Source organism: Shewanella sp. Isolate13 (assembly GCF_022398325.1).
GTDB lineage: Bacteria > Pseudomonadota > Gammaproteobacteria > Enterobacterales > Shewanellaceae > Shewanella.
In genome coordinates, this window is the sequence record NZ_JAKEVD010000010.1 from 143488 (window position 1) to 158323 (window position 14836).

17 protein-coding genes are annotated in these 14836 nt (G+C 44.6%); 8 read left to right on the plus strand and 9 right to left on the minus strand.

The annotated features are described in order from the left end of the window. Nucleotides 1-6: 6 nt before the first annotated feature. Together proC and L1D44_RS09260 are read right to left on the minus strand one after the other, a co-directional pair. Entirely contained in the window at nucleotides 7-825 is an 819-nt protein-coding gene (proC, locus tag L1D44_RS09255) for a pyrroline-5-carboxylate reductase (RefSeq protein ID WP_239890043.1), read from the minus strand. A gap of 151 nt (nucleotides 826-976) precedes the next feature. Beyond that, on the minus strand, nucleotides 977-1678 hold the full coding sequence (locus L1D44_RS09260; protein WP_239890045.1) for a YggS family pyridoxal phosphate-dependent enzyme: 702 nt from the start codon (nucleotides 1676-1678) through the stop codon (nucleotides 977-979). A 35-nt stretch (nucleotides 1679-1713) separates the two neighbouring features. Between L1D44_RS09260 and L1D44_RS09265 the strand changes: the two genes are divergently transcribed. The 3 genes from L1D44_RS09265 (at nucleotide 1714) to hemH (ending at nucleotide 5029) form a co-directional block, all read left to right on the plus strand. Then, nucleotides 1714-2751: a type IV pilus twitching motility protein PilT gene (locus tag L1D44_RS09265; RefSeq protein WP_239890047.1), complete on the plus strand. Its 1038-nt coding sequence runs from the start codon at nucleotides 1714-1716 to the stop codon at nucleotides 2749-2751. A gap of 31 nt (nucleotides 2752-2782) precedes the next feature. Then, nucleotides 2783-3895, plus strand: coding sequence for a PilT/PilU family type 4a pilus ATPase (locus L1D44_RS09270; protein ID WP_220770572.1), 1113 nt, complete (start codon nucleotides 2783-2785; stop codon nucleotides 3893-3895). Between the two features lie 120 nt (nucleotides 3896-4015). Further along, entirely contained in the window at nucleotides 4016-5029 is a 1014-nt protein-coding gene (gene hemH, locus L1D44_RS09275; RefSeq protein WP_239890048.1) for a ferrochelatase, read from the plus strand. A 67-nt stretch (nucleotides 5030-5096) separates the two neighbouring features. Here the strand turns inward: hemH and ruvX are convergent, their stop codons facing one another. The 4 genes from ruvX to L1D44_RS09295 all read right to left on the minus strand — a co-directional run bounded on the left by ruvX (nucleotide 5097) and on the right by L1D44_RS09295 (nucleotide 6993). After that, a complete protein-coding gene (gene ruvX, locus L1D44_RS09280; protein WP_239890049.1) occupies nucleotides 5097-5522 on the minus strand; it encodes a Holliday junction resolvase RuvX in 426 nt (141 codons plus the stop codon). A 41-nt stretch (nucleotides 5523-5563) separates the two neighbouring features. Next, nucleotides 5564-6124, minus strand: coding sequence for a YqgE/AlgH family protein (locus L1D44_RS09285; protein ID WP_220770569.1), 561 nt, complete (start codon nucleotides 6122-6124; stop codon nucleotides 5564-5566). Between the two features lie 23 nt (nucleotides 6125-6147). Further along, the gene (gene yciH / locus L1D44_RS09290) at nucleotides 6148-6477 is read right to left on the minus strand and encodes a stress response translation initiation inhibitor YciH (RefSeq protein WP_239890051.1); all 330 of its coding nucleotides are present in this window, start codon (nucleotides 6475-6477) and stop codon (nucleotides 6148-6150) included. A 195-nt stretch (nucleotides 6478-6672) separates the two neighbouring features. Next, a complete protein-coding gene (locus L1D44_RS09295; RefSeq protein WP_239890053.1) occupies nucleotides 6673-6993 on the minus strand; it encodes a hypothetical protein in 321 nt (106 codons plus the stop codon). 174 nt (nucleotides 6994-7167) lie between these two features. Between L1D44_RS09295 and L1D44_RS09300 the strand changes: the two genes are divergently transcribed. Continuing rightward, nucleotides 7168-7728 carry a DUF4136 domain-containing protein gene (locus tag L1D44_RS09300; protein ID WP_239890055.1) on the plus strand — a complete coding sequence of 187 codons (561 nt, stop codon included), beginning with the start codon at nucleotides 7168-7170 and terminating at the stop codon, nucleotides 7726-7728. Nucleotides 7729-7817: 89 nt separating this feature from the next. On the opposite strand, the gene L1D44_RS09305 is transcribed toward L1D44_RS09300, so the two are convergent. Both L1D44_RS09305 and L1D44_RS09310 read right to left on the minus strand, forming a co-directional pair. Further along, the gene (locus L1D44_RS09305; RefSeq protein ID WP_239890057.1) at nucleotides 7818-8648 is read right to left on the minus strand and encodes a hypothetical protein; all 831 of its coding nucleotides are present in this window, start codon (nucleotides 8646-8648) and stop codon (nucleotides 7818-7820) included. 25 nt (nucleotides 8649-8673) lie between these two features. Next, a complete protein-coding gene (locus L1D44_RS09310; protein WP_239890059.1) occupies nucleotides 8674-9555 on the minus strand; it encodes a LysR family transcriptional regulator in 882 nt (293 codons plus the stop codon). Between the two features lie 84 nt (nucleotides 9556-9639). Between L1D44_RS09310 and L1D44_RS09315 the strand changes: the two genes are divergently transcribed. From L1D44_RS09315 to L1D44_RS09330, 4 genes are all read left to right on the plus strand, one after another. Then, entirely contained in the window at nucleotides 9640-10053 is a 414-nt protein-coding gene (locus tag L1D44_RS09315; protein WP_239890061.1) for a PACE efflux transporter, read from the plus strand. 248 nt (nucleotides 10054-10301) lie between these two features. Next, on the plus strand, nucleotides 10302-12218 hold the full coding sequence (locus tag L1D44_RS09320; protein WP_239890063.1) for a TonB-dependent receptor: 1917 nt from the start codon (nucleotides 10302-10304) through the stop codon (nucleotides 12216-12218). A 294-nt stretch (nucleotides 12219-12512) separates the two neighbouring features. Next, the gene (locus L1D44_RS09325; protein ID WP_239890065.1) at nucleotides 12513-13103 is read left to right on the plus strand and encodes an OmpA family protein; all 591 of its coding nucleotides are present in this window, start codon (nucleotides 12513-12515) and stop codon (nucleotides 13101-13103) included. 28 nt (nucleotides 13104-13131) lie between these two features. Next, nucleotides 13132-13956, plus strand: coding sequence for a mechanosensitive ion channel domain-containing protein (locus tag L1D44_RS09330; RefSeq protein WP_239890067.1), 825 nt, complete (start codon nucleotides 13132-13134; stop codon nucleotides 13954-13956). Nucleotides 13957-14035: 79 nt separating this feature from the next. Here the strand turns inward: L1D44_RS09330 and L1D44_RS09335 are convergent, their stop codons facing one another. Beyond that, on the minus strand, nucleotides 14036-14674 hold the full coding sequence (locus tag L1D44_RS09335) for a trimeric intracellular cation channel family protein (protein WP_239890069.1): 639 nt from the start codon (nucleotides 14672-14674) through the stop codon (nucleotides 14036-14038). Nucleotides 14675-14836 lie beyond the last annotated feature (162 nt).

Here is a 14836-nt window from a genome sequence, read left to right on the forward strand (position 1 = left end):
TAAAAATTAGTACTGCTTTGCCATCTCTTCGGCGCGGGCGATACAATTGCTCATCGCATTATCGACCAAGCCTCGTAAGTTACCTTTTTCAAACGTCTCTACGGCTTGCGCTGTTGTACCGCCTTTCGAAGTGACGTTTGCTCTTAGCTGCGCCAAGCTAACATCTGGATTCTGTTTAGCCATTAATGCAGCACCAAGGGCTGCTTGCTGGGCCATTTCTCTGGCTGCAACTTCAGGCATGCCGCCTTTAACCGCACTTTCTACCATAGATTCTAAAAATAGGAAGAAATAAGCAGGAGAGCTGCCCGCTAAGGCGATCACCTGATTTAAGTCATCTTCCTTATTGACCCAAACCACTTCGCCGCCAGTGGCCATTAAGGTTTCGGCGATAGCTTTGTGTTCTGTCGAGATCTCGTCTCCCGCATAAAGCCCCGTTAAGCCTACACCGATTTGCGTGGGAGTATTAGGCATAGTGCGTATTAGTTTGATCTCTTGCTTAAAATAATCGCCATAACGCTTAGCGGTAACACCAGCGGCTATGGTGATAATCAGTTTGTTAGAAAGATCCAGACCACTTAGCTCTTCACCGACAACTTGCATCAGGTGCGGTTTTACGCCTAGCACGATAACATCGGCAGCCTTTGCCGCATCTAGGTTGCAGTTAGACACCTTGATGCCAAAGTCTGCCACCATAGCATCTAGCTTAGGTTGACTTGGATTGGTCGCTTCAATTAGCTCTGGGCTATAGCCGCTTTTCACTAGTCCACTGACGATACTGCGAGTCATGTTACCTGCGCCAATAAAGCATACTTTCTTTTGTGTCATGAAGATCTCTTTTTAATTTTAGTTAGCAGCAAAAATATTAGCCGCACAGATACAGACTATTTTACCTGTTAATATCTGGGCGGATAAGAGGAATACAAGTTTTATGCTATTAAACAATTTTCATATAGCGACTAAATTAGTCATATGAAACTTACACCTTGGTGTAATCGCGCTCACCAAAGATAGCGCTACCAATACGCACCATGGTTGAGCCGTGGGCAACGGCTAGCTCTAAGTCATTACTCATACCGACAGACAGGGTATCTATACTGTCGAAGCGCTCTGCTAATTGCTGATAAAGCGACTGTAAGGCTGCCAGCTCCTGTGTGGCGGTTTGCTCATCGACATCCGCCGAGGGAATCGCCATAAGGCCGCGCAGAGTCAGGTTTGGTAGCTGCGCTATTTTATCGGCCAGAGCTATTACATCGCTAGCCTCAACCCCTGATTTACTCGCTTCTTGGCTGATATTGACCTGAATGCATATATTGAGCGGCGGCATTGACTCAGGGCGCTGATCGTTAAGCCTCTGGGCAATTTTTTCGCGCTCAACCGTATGCATCCAATCAAACAGTGTGGCAACCACTTTGGTCTTATTCGATTGCAGCGGGCCAATAAAGTGCCATTCGATATCGGGGAACTCTTGGCTCAGTGCATTGATCTTTGATTCACCCTCTTGTACGTAGTTTTCACCGAAGCGGCGTTGACCGGCATGGTAGGCTTCGATGATCTGACTATTGGGTTTTGTTTTGCTCACCGCAAGCAGTTGTACATCTTCTACTCGGCGAGAAGAATTTTGCGCCGCTTGTGCGATCCGGCTCTGGGCGATTGCGAGTCTGTCTGTTATTGTTGTCATGTTGTAAGTTTTTGGTTGAATGGATATCCCAAACTATGGAAATCACAGAGTTACTAGCCTTTAGTGTAAAGCACAATGCGTCAGATCTACACCTTTCAGCGGGTGTTTCTCCGATGATCCGTGTCGACGGTGAAGTGAGAAAGATTAATTTACCCGCATTAGATCACCAAGGTGTGCATAGCTTAGTCTATGACATCATGAACGATAAGCAGCGGAAGGATTTTGAAGAACACCTAGAGATCGATTTCTCGTTTGAGGTTCCCGGTCTCGCACGCTTTCGTGTTAACGCCTTTAACCAGTCCCGCGGTGCTGCGGCGGTTTTCCGTACCATTCCTAGCGACATTTTAAGCCTTGAGCAGCTAGGTGCGCCAGAGATCTTCAAGAAGATTGCAAGTTTTCCTCGTGGCTTAGTGCTGGTGACAGGCCCTACAGGCTCGGGTAAGAGTACCACGTTGGCGGCAATGATAGATTACGTGAATGAGAATCGTCATGACCACATTCTAACCATTGAAGACCCGATAGAATTTGTTCACCAAAACAAGCAGTGCTTGATTAACCAGCGAGAAGTGCACCGTCATACTCATAGCTTTAATGCCGCGCTTCGAAGTGCGCTTCGTGAAGATCCTGATGTGATCCTTGTGGGTGAGATGCGAGATCTTGAAACCATTCGATTGGCGATGACAGCGGCGGAAACCGGTCACTTAGTCTTCGGTACCCTGCACACCACTTCGGCGGCGAAAACGATTGACCGTGTGGTTGACGTATTCCCTGAGGGTGAGAAGGGCATGGTTCGTACCATGTTGTCAGAGTCGTTACAGGCGGTGATCTCTCAGACCTTGATTAAGAAAGTTGGCGGCGGCCGAGTGGCAGCCCACGAAATTATGATGGGTACGCCTGCAATCCGAAATCTTATTCGTGAAGATAAGGTCGCCCAGATGTATTCGGCTATCCAGACGGGTATGGCTCATGGCATGCAAACGCTGGATCAGTGTCTACAGAACTTGGTTAATCGTGGACAGATCTCTCGCGAAGACGCGATGGCCAAGAGTTCAAATAAACAAGCAAATTTTTAATCGGTATATAGCTAATAGGAATAGTTAGTCTATGGATGTTCGTCCTTTTCTAAAGGTGATGATTGAGCGTAAGGCATCGGATCTGTTTATTACCGCAGGTTTTCCACCTAGCGCTAAGATTGATGGTGAGCTGCGCCCACTCGGCGAGAACGCCTTTACTCCAGCTCAGTCGCTCGATTTTGTTGAGTCGTTAATGACCGATGTTCAAAAGCAGGAGTTTCACGAGTCTCGAGAGTGTAACTTCGCTTTTTCGGCTAAAGATTTTGGCCGATTCCGTGTTAGCGCCTTCTGGCAAAGGGAGTCTCCTGGGTGTGTAATGCGCCGGATTGAGACCAAGATCCCTGAGGTCGATGACTTGATGCTGCCACCGATCCTTAAAGACTTGGTTATGAGCAAGCGCGGGCTGGTGATCATGGTGGGTGGCACCGGTACTGGTAAGTCAACTTCTCTTGCTGCCTTAGTCGGTTATCGAAATACCCATGCCCGTGGACATATTCTGACTATTGAAGATCCTGTGGAGTTTGTGCACGACCATAGACAGAGCATTATTACTCAGCGTGAAGTTGGCATCGATACCGAGTCATTTGACGCCGCACTTAAAAGCTCACTGCGTCAGGCGCCTGATGTGATTTTGATTGGTGAGATCCGTAGCCAAGAAACCATGGAGTTTGCGCTGTCATTTGCGGAAACCGGTCACCTTTGTATGGCGACCTTGCACGCTAACAATGCTAACCAAGCACTGGACAGGATCATGCATTTAGTGCCTGAGAGTAAGCATCATCAGTTGTTGTTCGATCTGTCCTTAAACTTGCGCGGTATTGTGGCGCAGCAACTGGTACCTAAGAGTGATGGTACAGGGCGACGAGCAGCCATTGAGGTGTTGATTAACACGCCCCGCGTGGCGAGCTTGATTGCTAAGAATGAGCTTCATACTCTTAAAGATACCATGGCTAAATCAAACGAGCAGGGGATGCAGACCTTTGACCAGGCCTTGTTGAAACTATACACAGATGGTGAGATCAGTTATGCCGATGCCTTACATCATGCGGATTCACCCAATGATCTGCGTTTGATGATTAAGCTACAAAGCTCAGATCCTACTAGTACCAGTTCAATGGATGGGGTGACGCTCAATTTAGATTAAATTGAGACGAGATTGAAAAACAGGCAATAGCTTCTATTGCCTGTTTTTTTACGAATAGCGTTGCTCTTTCGCTGCTTCAAAGGAATCAGCAGGGGAATTAAGATAAGTTAAGGAGTTATTTTGGCTAAGTATTTAGGGCTCAACAAGGAAAATGGCCATCAAAAGCGTGGTAAAACTGGCGTGCTATTAGTTAATTTGGGGACGCCTGATGAGCCAACGGCATCAGCGGTAAGGCGTTACCTAGCGGAGTTCCTCGCCGATCCGCGAGTGGTCGAGATCCCCAAACTGCTGTGGATGCTGATCTTACATGGCATTATTTTGCGTGTACGTCCGGCAAAATCGGCAGCGCTCTACCAGCAGATTTGGACTGAGCAGGGCTCACCGTTAATGGATATCACATGTCGCCAAAGCCAAAAATTGGCTGAGCATTTTAAGCAGAGTGGCGAAGCTGTATCGGTGGATTTCTGTATGCGTTATGGTAAGCCTTCGGTGTCATCGACACTGCAGCGAATGCATAAAGAAGGTATAGATAAAATAGTGGTACTGCCCCTGTATCCACAGTATTCAGCGCCAACAACGGCCTCAGCCTTCGATGCTATCGCTAAAGAGCTGAGCACGTGGCGTTATCTGCCAGCATTGCACTTTATTAACACTTATCATGAACATCCAGATTTTATCGAGGCATTAGCGGCTTCGATTGCCAAAGACTTTGCCCTTAATGGCCAGCCACAAAAGTTGGTGCTTTCCTACCATGGTATGCCAGAGCGTAACCTGCATCTGGGCGATCCCTATTACTGCTTTTGTATGCAGACAACCAAGTTGGTGGTGGAAAAGCTGGGACTAACAGAGGAGCAATACATCACGACATTCCAATCTCGCTTCGGTAAAGCCAAGTGGTTAACGCCCTATACCGATGCCACCATGGAGGCTTTGCCTAGCCAAGGGGTCAAAGATATTGCGGTTGTGTGTCCAGCCTTTAGTGCTGACTGCCTAGAAACGTTAGAAGAAATAGCCGGTGAAAACCGTGAGATCTTTGAAGAGGCGGGTGGTGAGCAGTATCGTTATATTGCGGCATTAAACGATAATGATGAGCATATTAAGATGATGGCTAATATCGTTAAGCCATATATTTAGGATTGGTTTTAGCAATCCGCAAAAAACAAAAAAGGAGGCTAAGCCTCCTTTTTTGTTTTTTATAATTTTAGTCGCCGTACTGATTTTCAAAGTAGCTTTCAACAATCAGTACCGCAGACATGGCATCAACTTGGCCTTTAGTTAGCGCCTTGTAACCGCCCATCTCAAATAGTCTCGCCTTAGCATCGGCTGTGGTTAGACGTTCATCTTGGGTAGCGACTTTTACGCCAAAACGGCCACTTAAGCGGTTGGCGAACTTTCTCGCTCTTTGGGTCATCTCTTGCTCTGTGCCGTCCATATTCAGTGGCAGGCCAACAACAATAAGATCCGGTTTCCACTCGTTAATGAGTGCGCCAATCTCTTCCCATTTAGGGATACCGTCCACGGCTTTAATAGAAAGTAGAGGCCGGGCACTCGCGGTAAGCTCTTGTCCAATAGCGATGCCGATACTCTTGGTACCGTAATCAAATCCTAAGACGCTTTTGTCGCCCATTTATGTGTATTCCTATTTAATAGTTTTGCATTGCGCTAACATCACGCATGACCAGCAAGGTTCGAGAGTTGCCAAATATCAAAGCCGAGTGACTCAGTGGCAAGCTGCCAACGTTTGTCATGTTCGATATCGAACAATAGTTCTGGACTTGCGGGGATCGACAGCCAGGTGTTTTCGATAATCTCTTGTTCTAATTGACCTCGAGTCCAACCAGCATAGCCTAGGGCGATCACAAACTTTTCCGGCGCCTTGTCTGAACCTAAACTGGTTAAGATATCTTGCGAGGTCGTTAGCATTACCTCTGGAGTAATCGCATCACTGTTACTCCAACAGTCTTGAGTCGTATGGAGTACAAAGCCGCGTTCGGGATTAACTGGGCCGCCAACGAGAACTTCCCTTGCTAAGGAGATAATAGGCTCAGGCTCTTCGGCTAGCTCCATCTGCTCTAATAGTTCATCGACGATAATACCGCTGGGTTTGTTGATCACTATCCCCATGGCACCTTTCTCGTCATGCTCGCAAATATAAATTAATGAACGCTCAAAAAAGGTATCTTGCAAGGACGGCATTGCGATTAAGAAATGATTTTGTAAACTGTCCATCGATTTTTCCATTGTGGCAGGGGTTAACCACCCGCCAATTTGACAGTGTAATTGAGTTTTTCAAGCAGAGTTTTTAGTTGTTCTCTATTATCGGTTTGCACTTCAATATTGAACTCTTTAACTGTACCGCCACAGCCGCACTGTTTTTTCAGTTTTTGAGCTAAAGCCTTTAGCTCCTTTTCTTGTAACCCAAGACCTTTAATGACAGATACGCCTTTGCCTTTACGGCCCTTACTATCTTTATGAATTCTGACAATTCCGTCACCTTCTGGCGCCGTTTGAGTCTGTTTTTCGGGGGCAATTCTGCCACTATCAGTGCTATAGACTAATGATACGTTTGGATCGGATTTCATTTGTATGGTCGCTGGTGAACTAATGGAAGCAGTTTAGCAAAGTTGCCGGCGTTACGGGAGAGGCGGGTAACAGAATCTGCGCGTTTACTCTGTTCTATGGCATTTATAAACACGGTCGAAAATCAAAGGCTAGAATCAATGCTTAAAACTCAGAGTAAGCCCCAAAGTTGAGGGGCGGTAAACGCGCAAGTGCATTTACAGGTATAGTGCTAGCTCAATCAGTAACGATGCAAAAGTTAGAGTGGCTAAAGGAGCCAGATACTTATGAGCACTTGGTAGGGCAATGGCGCAAGAGGTCAAAACAAAACCAATTGCTGTGCCAGCAAAATGGATGACAGGGGAGCTGGCTATGGCAATAATGAGCCAACTTAGTACTAATAAAGGCAGTATTACAAGTGAATGCTTACTGAATTTATCGACGATAGAAGGCTGGTTATCCGCTTTATCTGTGACTTTTTCTGGTGTGATGAAAAACATCACAGTTGCGATGGCAAAAGCCGCGATAAACCAAGACATAAAATGACTCTCTATAAAAGCTAATCTAATTGATAATCATTATCATTAGGTTGTTTGCTTAAGTCAAGCTGAACCTGTTGAGGATTTACTAAAATTGAGTTGTAGATCCATAAATTGCTCTGTAAGCTGGTTTAATAAGTACTCAAAAGATAAAAGAATATTGTTGGAGATAACATGAAGAAGTTATTGGTAATCATGGCGGCGCTAGCATTAAGTGCATGTAGTTCACTTAAAACGAGCTCAGATTATGATCCAGGTGTAAACTTTTCAGAGGTGAAAACCTACGCTTGGGTAGAGAAGAAAACAGCGGATGCGACATATCATTTAGATGGTTTGATGGATCAACGCGTGCGTAAAGCGGTGGATGATCAGCTGCAGCTAAAAGGGCTAACAAAAGCCGATGTTGGCAGTGCTGATGTATTGGTTAACTATCTAACCAAAGTCGATAAGAAGATTAATGTCGACACCTTCAATTCTAACTATGGTTATAACCCATATTATGGCCCAGGTTGGGGCTGGGGTGGTGTTGGTCACACTCAAACCACGGTGCGTGAATATGAAGTCGGTACTTTGATCCTTGATTTAGTTAACGCTAAAACAGGTAAGCTAATCTGGAGAGGCTCTGTCGCCGACACAATGCGCGACAAAGATACCCCTGAAGAGCGCGTGGAAGTGGTAAATGCAGCGGTAGGTGCACTGTTACTTAACTACCCACCAAAGCCTGAAGATAAGTAAGCTTTTAGTTATTGAGCTATCACTTAACAAGAAACGGCCAAATGGCCGTTTTTTTATATATTGAAACTGATACTTAGTATTTTTATCATTTAGGCGAAATGGGCTAGTGACTTGGGTATGTTGGCTAACTTCAAATTCATCAGACCTAAAGATTTCAAGGCGGTTAAGTTCTCTATTTCTTCGGGCAACTCAGTTAGCAACGAATAGCCTAAATTTAGTGCTACCAGGTTGGTAAGCTTACCTATCTCTTTAGGTAATACCTCAATCTCACTGCAGTATAGATTAAGCTCTTTTAGTTGCGTCAACTCGCCGATTTCTGCAGGTAAATTGTTTAGGCAAACATTATCAGACAAATCTAACTTTTCTAAGGATGCGAGTTTGCCAATCTCTTTTGGTAGCTCCTGCAAACAGCAGCCATTTAAGACTAATTCTTTTAAATGGATTAGATTGCCTATCTCTGCAGATAACTCTTCGATATCGTCACATAAGCTAGAGAGATCCAACTTTTCAAGCGATGTAATCTTCCAAATTTGCTCTGGTAAAGCATCCTTTTCACAACAGATAAAATCTAATTCTTTTAAATTTTGCAAATCAGTAATTTGACTCGGTAGCGTTGTCATTGCAGGATATTCGATTTTAAGCGCTGCTAAAGAGACTAGGTTGCCGATCTCTGCTGGTAGTCGCTCAGTCCCTGACATATCTAATTCAAGTTCTTTTAGCTTTGTTAATTGGCCTAGCTCTTTAGGTAGTTCAGTGACTTCGGTCCCAGATAAACGTAATATTTCTAGGGAGCTTAAATTGGCTATCTCGGCAGGTAAGCTCTTAATTTCTCGGCCTCTTAATTGAAGCTCTTTAAGCGTTTTGCATTGCAGCTCATCGTTGAGTAGTGCTGTTAATGCTTCGGCGGTACAGATTTCCATTTTGGTTCCTTTTAATGCTGAGGCTTTATTTGTGCAGCAAGTCTCGCATTAAGGCTCTGACTTTTTTATTGAATTCATTTTCAGAGCGGCTTTTATGTTGAATAACATCGACATTAGCTTGCCAACCCAATTGTTCAAAATCAATCTTCAGTTTGCAAAGTTGCTGAGCCGCTATCGCTTCTTCGCAAAGGTGGAGTGGTAATAGCGCCCAACCAAAGCCTGCCTTGGTGAGTTCGAATAACATGTAGTAGTTATCGGCATGCCACACATCGGGTGAATGGGGAGTATTAAACCAACCTTTGTAGTTTTCTTTAGAACCAATTAGTAGTTGCCGATGCAGTTTCAATACGTCGATATGTGATGAGGTTTCTTGGGCAAGGGGATGCTTGGGGCTTACTAATAACTCAAACTGAATTACTCCTAATGATTCAAAATCTAAACTTGGCGGGTAGGATAACTCACTAAATACGATGCCAAAATTAGCTCGCTTAGTGTCGACTAAGTGGATGATATCGAGACTTGAAGCGCTCAATAACTCTAGCTCACACTCAGGGTATTGTGCTGAAAGGCTATTTAGCAGTGCCGTGAATTTGTCGTAGGGGATCGCTTCATCAACGGCAAGGGTGAGCTTTAAATCATCTTGCTTATCCAGCGCCTGTACCTGCTGATTAAGTCGCTGATGCTGGGCCAGTACCGCTTTGGCTTGTGGTAGCAGCTGTTCGCCTGCCCGAGTTAGTACTGGGTAGCGATGACTTCTATCAAATAGTGTCTGATTGGTGTCTATTTCAAGGTTGATTATATGTTGGCTGATCGCAGACTGAACCTTACCAAGCTTTCTGGCTGCGGCAGAGAAGGAACCCGTTTCAACGGTCGTTACAAATGAATACAGCTGTTCGATGGTTAACATATCAGTAAAGGTGATGGTATCTAACTTTTATGTATCGTAGTTAAAGATGATAATGGCTGCAACTTAACTTTAGAGCGAATTACCATGACAGTTAAAGACAGAATCATTCATGCTATTTTATTTGAGGCTGTGGCCTTAGCTATCATAGTTCCGGCGGCATCTATGTTATCAGGCACAGAAGCAACCTCTATGCTAGCCGTAGGAGTGGGGTTGAGTATCTACACCGTTATCTGGAACTACTTTTATAATATTTGGTTTGATAAGCAGTTTGGTTCCGATAGGGTGAATCGTACTCTAAAGATGCGTATTGGTCACACCTGTGGCTTTGAGGGCGGAATTATCTTTATTACCGTACCAGCCATTGCTTGGTTCTTAGGGATCACCTTGCTACAGGCGTTAGTGTTGGAGGCGGCGTTTTTAGTCTTTTTCTTCTTCTATGCGGTGGCATTTAACTGGTGTTACGACAACATTAAGCTCAAGCTAAAAGTGGCGAGCTAAGTGTTAAACTCTCTTACCGCAAAAATAACCGCTGCTATAAAATAGTGGCGGTTTTTTATTTGTACGTTATTTCTTCTATGAAGAACTTGTGATAGGAGAAAAAAAGAGCGGTAATACTTTTTTAAAATTCGTCATACTCGTAGTCGTTGAGGTGATCTTCATCACGCACCTTTTGGTTATGAATATATATAGTCCGTGTTGAAAAAATGAGCTTAAACATTTGCTTATAACAATATGGATATTTAAAGATGCATAAAAAACTCAAACTAATAGCCCTCGCTTTATCTGTTACCGCTTCCAGCTCTTTTGCGGATGAAATTGAAAAAATCACCGTTCACGGCCTTCAACATCAAGACGATGGTACCTATACCAATGTCTACTTAGGCAGTGATGTTACGGTTATCAGTAATGAGATGATCCAGTCTGCTGGTGGCGTGGACATCAATAAGATCCTGAGTCAGTTCGTTCCTGGGTTGTTCGCCAATGGGCGAGCAGGGCGTCACACCGATACCGATTACTCGCTGCAAGGCAGCCGCCCACAAGACATTCTCTGGTTGTTAGATGGCAATCGTTTGAACAACCGCCTCTATGGCTCAACCTATACCGATAGTATCAACCCCATGATGATCGAACGTATAGAGGTGATCAAAGGCTCACAGAGTGTGCTTTTTGGCTCTGAAGCGATTGCTGGGGTCATTAATATCATCACTAAGAGTTATCAGGGGAGCGATGCCGGAGAGCTGAGTCTAGCTGCCGATACATTGCCGAGTTACGATCTCTCTGGTTTTGTTAGCAGTGAAATTGACTCGGTTCAATTAACTTTAGCGGCAAGCTCGAGTCAATCTGAGGGGTATGCACTCTGGCCCGATGAGGAGTACTCACCAACGGCTGTGTTAGATAAAGAGCGCGGCTATCAAATGAATAACCTAAATGCCAAGCTTCGCTGGTCGCTTAGTGATGCTCAGCAGCTTACCGTTTTTGCTCAATACAGTGATGGCTTACTTGAGCGCCCATTAGCCTATGATGCGATATTAAGTGAGAACGATCGCAAACAAACCATCGCCTATGCAGACTGGCAGTTGCAGGCTTCACAGCAATTGTTACTGCAGGCTAAGGTCAATTATCAGCACTGGGATTCCAGCTACAGTGAAATTACCCAAGATGAGAAGGGCAATGTCGAAGTCACTTACTGGCAGGAGTATTGGGGCTTTAAAGATCTTGGGGCAACGGTTAGCGCTAACTATCAGACAAAAGCAGGAAGCCAGTGGGTGTTAGGTGGTCAGTATGAAGAGTATGAAGGTGCCGATGAGGTGATGCTGTTCACCGCAGAAAAAGACCACAGCTACTCGTTATTTAGTCAGTACCAACCTAAGATTGACGCCTTACCCGATACTCAAATATCAGTCGGGGCTAGGGTTAATCGCCTAGCAAATGATGAAACTGTCTGGGTGGGTAATCTCGCATTAACCCATGATATAGCCCAGAACCTACAACTTAAGACAAATCTGGGCAATGGATATCGCCAACCAACGGCTTCTGAGCTGCACTCTCAAGTTGGTACTCTCGGCAACGCCGACTTAGTAGCCGAAACGAGCAAGAGCATTAATTTTGGACTTCACTATCAAGACGATATCTCGCTTACAGTCGATGGATACTGGCGAAGTGTAGACAATCTTATCGAGCCGCGTGCACTTAGTGAGGTTGAATTTATCTACGATAACCTCGATGCTCGTGTCGAGAGTTATGGTATCGACCTACACCTTGTAACCGAGCTGTCGTCGCAGTTGCTGATGGAACTCAGTGGCAGCTACGCTTCTGCCGAGCGGCAAGATACTGGCGAACAGATTGAGCGAGTACCTGAATATACTGGTTTTGCAAAACTTAGCTACGATGTGAATGACGATATTGCGGCTTGGGTGAGTGGTCAGTATGTCGGTGAATTTGTCGATTATGGCTTAATCGCAGGCGATTACCTGCTAGCAAATATTGGTATTCAAGCTTGGATAACGGAGCAGCAGGATCAGCAACTTTCTCTTACCATAGATAACCTGTTTGATAGCGAAGTGACTCAAAGTATTTTTAAGCACGGTCATAAAGCGCAATACCCTATTGCTAGCTTAGGCGCACCACGGACTGTGCAGTTGCAATATCGTTACCTATTTTAGTTTGGCCAGCTTCTGCGCCACTATCACTTAGCATTAAAGCGGGGCGAGCCTTATGCAAGCCCCTTCCTCCTCTCTTCTGTTAGAGGGCAAAATCGAAAACTGGCAGATATTAACTATGCTTGTATTGTTTAAGTTAATTGTTTGACTGTGTTTTTGTATCAATTGCGTTAATATATCGCTTATTATCTTTTAATCATTAATCACTGATATCGGTTGCAAATACAATTAAATGCGGTTGAATATGATGCTTATCATCTAAACCATAGCAGAGTGTAATGCTGAGATAGGTGAAATATGATGGCAAAGTTAGCGCGTTTTTTGATTATGACCACATTCTTGTCGGCGGCCGCAGTTGCTAAGCAGTGGCAAGACAGCGATCTAGATGGCGTGCCAGATCTAAAAGATGCTTGTGCCGATACGCCGGCAGAGGTCGTTGTTGATGCCAGAGGGTGTCATAAGTCGGTTGTTAATAAGCAGAGCATTGTTGTTCAGCCTAACTTATGTCTAAGAGCAAATAATGCTGAGCACTACCCAAGGGGATGCACCGAGCTGTCATCTTTGGCTGTTAGGTTTGAATTTGCTAGGGCTGAGGTGTTGATTTCACAGCATCAAGCGATTGAGCGTTTAGCACGTTGGCTTAATTCAACGAATGTGGCGCTGCGGCTGGTGGGCCATACAGATGCGGTTGGAGGTGATAGATTCAATCGGCAATTATCACTGCAGCGAGCGGAGCAGGTTAAAAAAGTATTAGTCGAGCAGTTTGGTTTACATGCAAGTCGATTTCAAGTTGCTGGTGTTGGTAGCACAGAGCCTATTGCTAATAATGGAACTGGCCAGGGGCGAGAGCTGAATCGACGAGTTGAGTTTTTAGTTATTGTTCAATAGTTTTATCTTAAATTTGAGGGAGTATAAAATGGATAACTTGCAAGGTTTAATGGAGCAAGCGCCTGAGTTAATCGTCACCTACGGCATGAAGATAATCTTTGCGATCATCATATTTGTCATCGGTAAGTTTCTATCGAAAGTCGCAAAAAATTTAACTACTAAGTTACTCAACAAGCGTAAGGTCGACAATACCGTTGTCTCGTTTGTTGCCAATATCGCTTGGGCATTAGTGTTTGTCTTTACTATTGTCGCCACCCTTGGCCAGATTGGCGTGCAAACCGCTTCATTAGTCGCTGTAATAGGTGCCGCGGGCTTGGCTGTTGGTTTAGCGCTGCAAGGTTCACTGTCTAACTTTGCTGCTGGTGTATTGATGGTGCTATTTAGACCATGCCGCGTTGGTGATTATGTCGAGGCTGCAGGTATAGCGGGCACGGTTGATGAGATCACCATTTTCTCGACTCGCTTACTGACGCCAGATAATAAAGTCATTATTGCGCCTAACTCGGCGATGATGGACGGCACCATTATTAACTACTCGGCGATGGAAACGCGTCGTTTAGATCTAGTGATAGGTGTCTCTTATGATGCGAACTTAGCCGAGACGAAAAAAGTATTAACTAACATCCTAGATAACAGTCAGTATGTACTTAAAGATCCTGCATATACAGTGGCAGTTTCAGAGCTTGCTGACTCGTCGGTGAACTTTGTGGTTCGCCCTTGGGTTAAAGGCTCTGATTATTGGCCAGCGCACTTTGAAATTCTTGAGCAAATTAAGAATGCGCTCGATGAGGCTGGCATTGGTATCCCATATCCACAGATGGATCTGTATGTGAAAGAGACTACAGCGGCTTAGTTTATTTAAAAGAGATAAACTACTAAGCAATAAAAAGGTCGGCATATGCCGACCTTTTTATTGAATTTTTTACACAAGCCTAGTGTGCGTTGTCTGATTGATATTGGTAATCAAACTTGGGCATCGACCACTTGTAACGAATGGCTAGCATTCTAAAACTAAAGCCAAATACTAGAGATATCGAGAGATTAATCCACTCTGGGACACCGTTAAACTTCATCGCCACATAGGCAGATGCAGTCAATAGGGCAACCAAGGCATAGAGCTCTTTCTTAAAGATCAGCGGCACTTGATTACAGAGAATATCCCTAATAACACCGCCAAACACGCCTGTCACCACTCCCATCACAATGGCTATCTCGGGGCTAAAGCCTAACATTAAGGTCTTCTGTGCGCCGATAATTGAGAACACGGCTAAACCAACCGCATCAATGGCTAGAAAGAGTTTAGATAGGTGACGCATAACCGGGGCGATCATTACCGTAAGTAAAGAGGCTGCTGCAATGGCAATCAAATAATGGACATTCTCAATCCAAATTAATGGGTAGTTGCCGAGTAAAATATCGCGCAACGTGCCGCCACCTATCGCGGTAACACAACCTATTATGACTACACCAAACAGGTCCATCTGTTTTTTACCAGCAGCCAGTGCACCTGTCATTGCTTCGGCTAAAATACCGATTAGCCATAAAAAGCTGATAACTTTAACTTCTAACATAATTCGCACTAGCTAAATAAAAGGAAGAGAATTTTGCCTCTTTTTAGGCCAAAAATACAATGATAAAAGCTTGGTTCTTGCATTATATTTTCTAATGCGAAATATCTCGATTGTTTAGTTAGGTTAGCTTTGGTGGGGTGTAGTGAGTATTTATAATAAGAT

Coding starts and splice junctions, on each gene's coding strand:
- L1D44_RS09330 (WP_239890067.1), top strand. CDS start 13,132: ATGGATAACTTGCAAGGTTTAATGGAGCAAGCGCCTGAGTTAATCGTC.
- L1D44_RS09285 (WP_220770569.1), bottom strand. CDS start 6,124: ATGGACAGTTTACAAAATCATTTCTTAATCGCAATGCCGTCCTTGCAA.
- yciH (WP_239890051.1), bottom strand. CDS start 6,477: ATGAAATCCGATCCAAACGTATCATTAGTCTATAGCACTGATAGTGGC.
- L1D44_RS09265 (WP_239890047.1), top strand. CDS start 1,714: ATGGAAATCACAGAGTTACTAGCCTTTAGTGTAAAGCACAATGCGTCA.
- proC (WP_239890043.1), bottom strand. CDS start 825: ATGACACAAAAGAAAGTATGCTTTATTGGCGCAGGTAACATGACTCGC.
- ruvX (WP_239890049.1), bottom strand. CDS start 5,522: ATGGGCGACAAAAGCGTCTTAGGATTTGATTACGGTACCAAGAGTATC.
- L1D44_RS09295 (WP_239890053.1), bottom strand. CDS start 6,993: ATGTCTTGGTTTATCGCGGCTTTTGCCATCGCAACTGTGATGTTTTTC.
- L1D44_RS09305 (WP_239890057.1), bottom strand. CDS start 8,648: ATGGAAATCTGTACCGCCGAAGCATTAACAGCACTACTCAACGATGAG.
- L1D44_RS09260 (WP_239890045.1), bottom strand. CDS start 1,678: ATGACAACAATAACAGACAGACTCGCAATCGCCCAGAGCCGGATCGCA.
- L1D44_RS09325 (WP_239890065.1), top strand. CDS start 12,513: ATGATGGCAAAGTTAGCGCGTTTTTTGATTATGACCACATTCTTGTCG.
- L1D44_RS09310 (WP_239890059.1), bottom strand. CDS start 9,555: ATGTTAACCATCGAACAGCTGTATTCATTTGTAACGACCGTTGAAACG.
- L1D44_RS09270 (WP_220770572.1), top strand. CDS start 2,783: ATGGATGTTCGTCCTTTTCTAAAGGTGATGATTGAGCGTAAGGCATCG.
- L1D44_RS09335 (WP_239890069.1), bottom strand. CDS start 14,674: ATGTTAGAAGTTAAAGTTATCAGCTTTTTATGGCTAATCGGTATTTTA.
- L1D44_RS09320 (WP_239890063.1), top strand. CDS start 10,302: ATGCATAAAAAACTCAAACTAATAGCCCTCGCTTTATCTGTTACCGCT.
- L1D44_RS09315 (WP_239890061.1), top strand. CDS start 9,640: ATGACAGTTAAAGACAGAATCATTCATGCTATTTTATTTGAGGCTGTG.
- L1D44_RS09300 (WP_239890055.1), top strand. CDS start 7,168: ATGAAGAAGTTATTGGTAATCATGGCGGCGCTAGCATTAAGTGCATGT.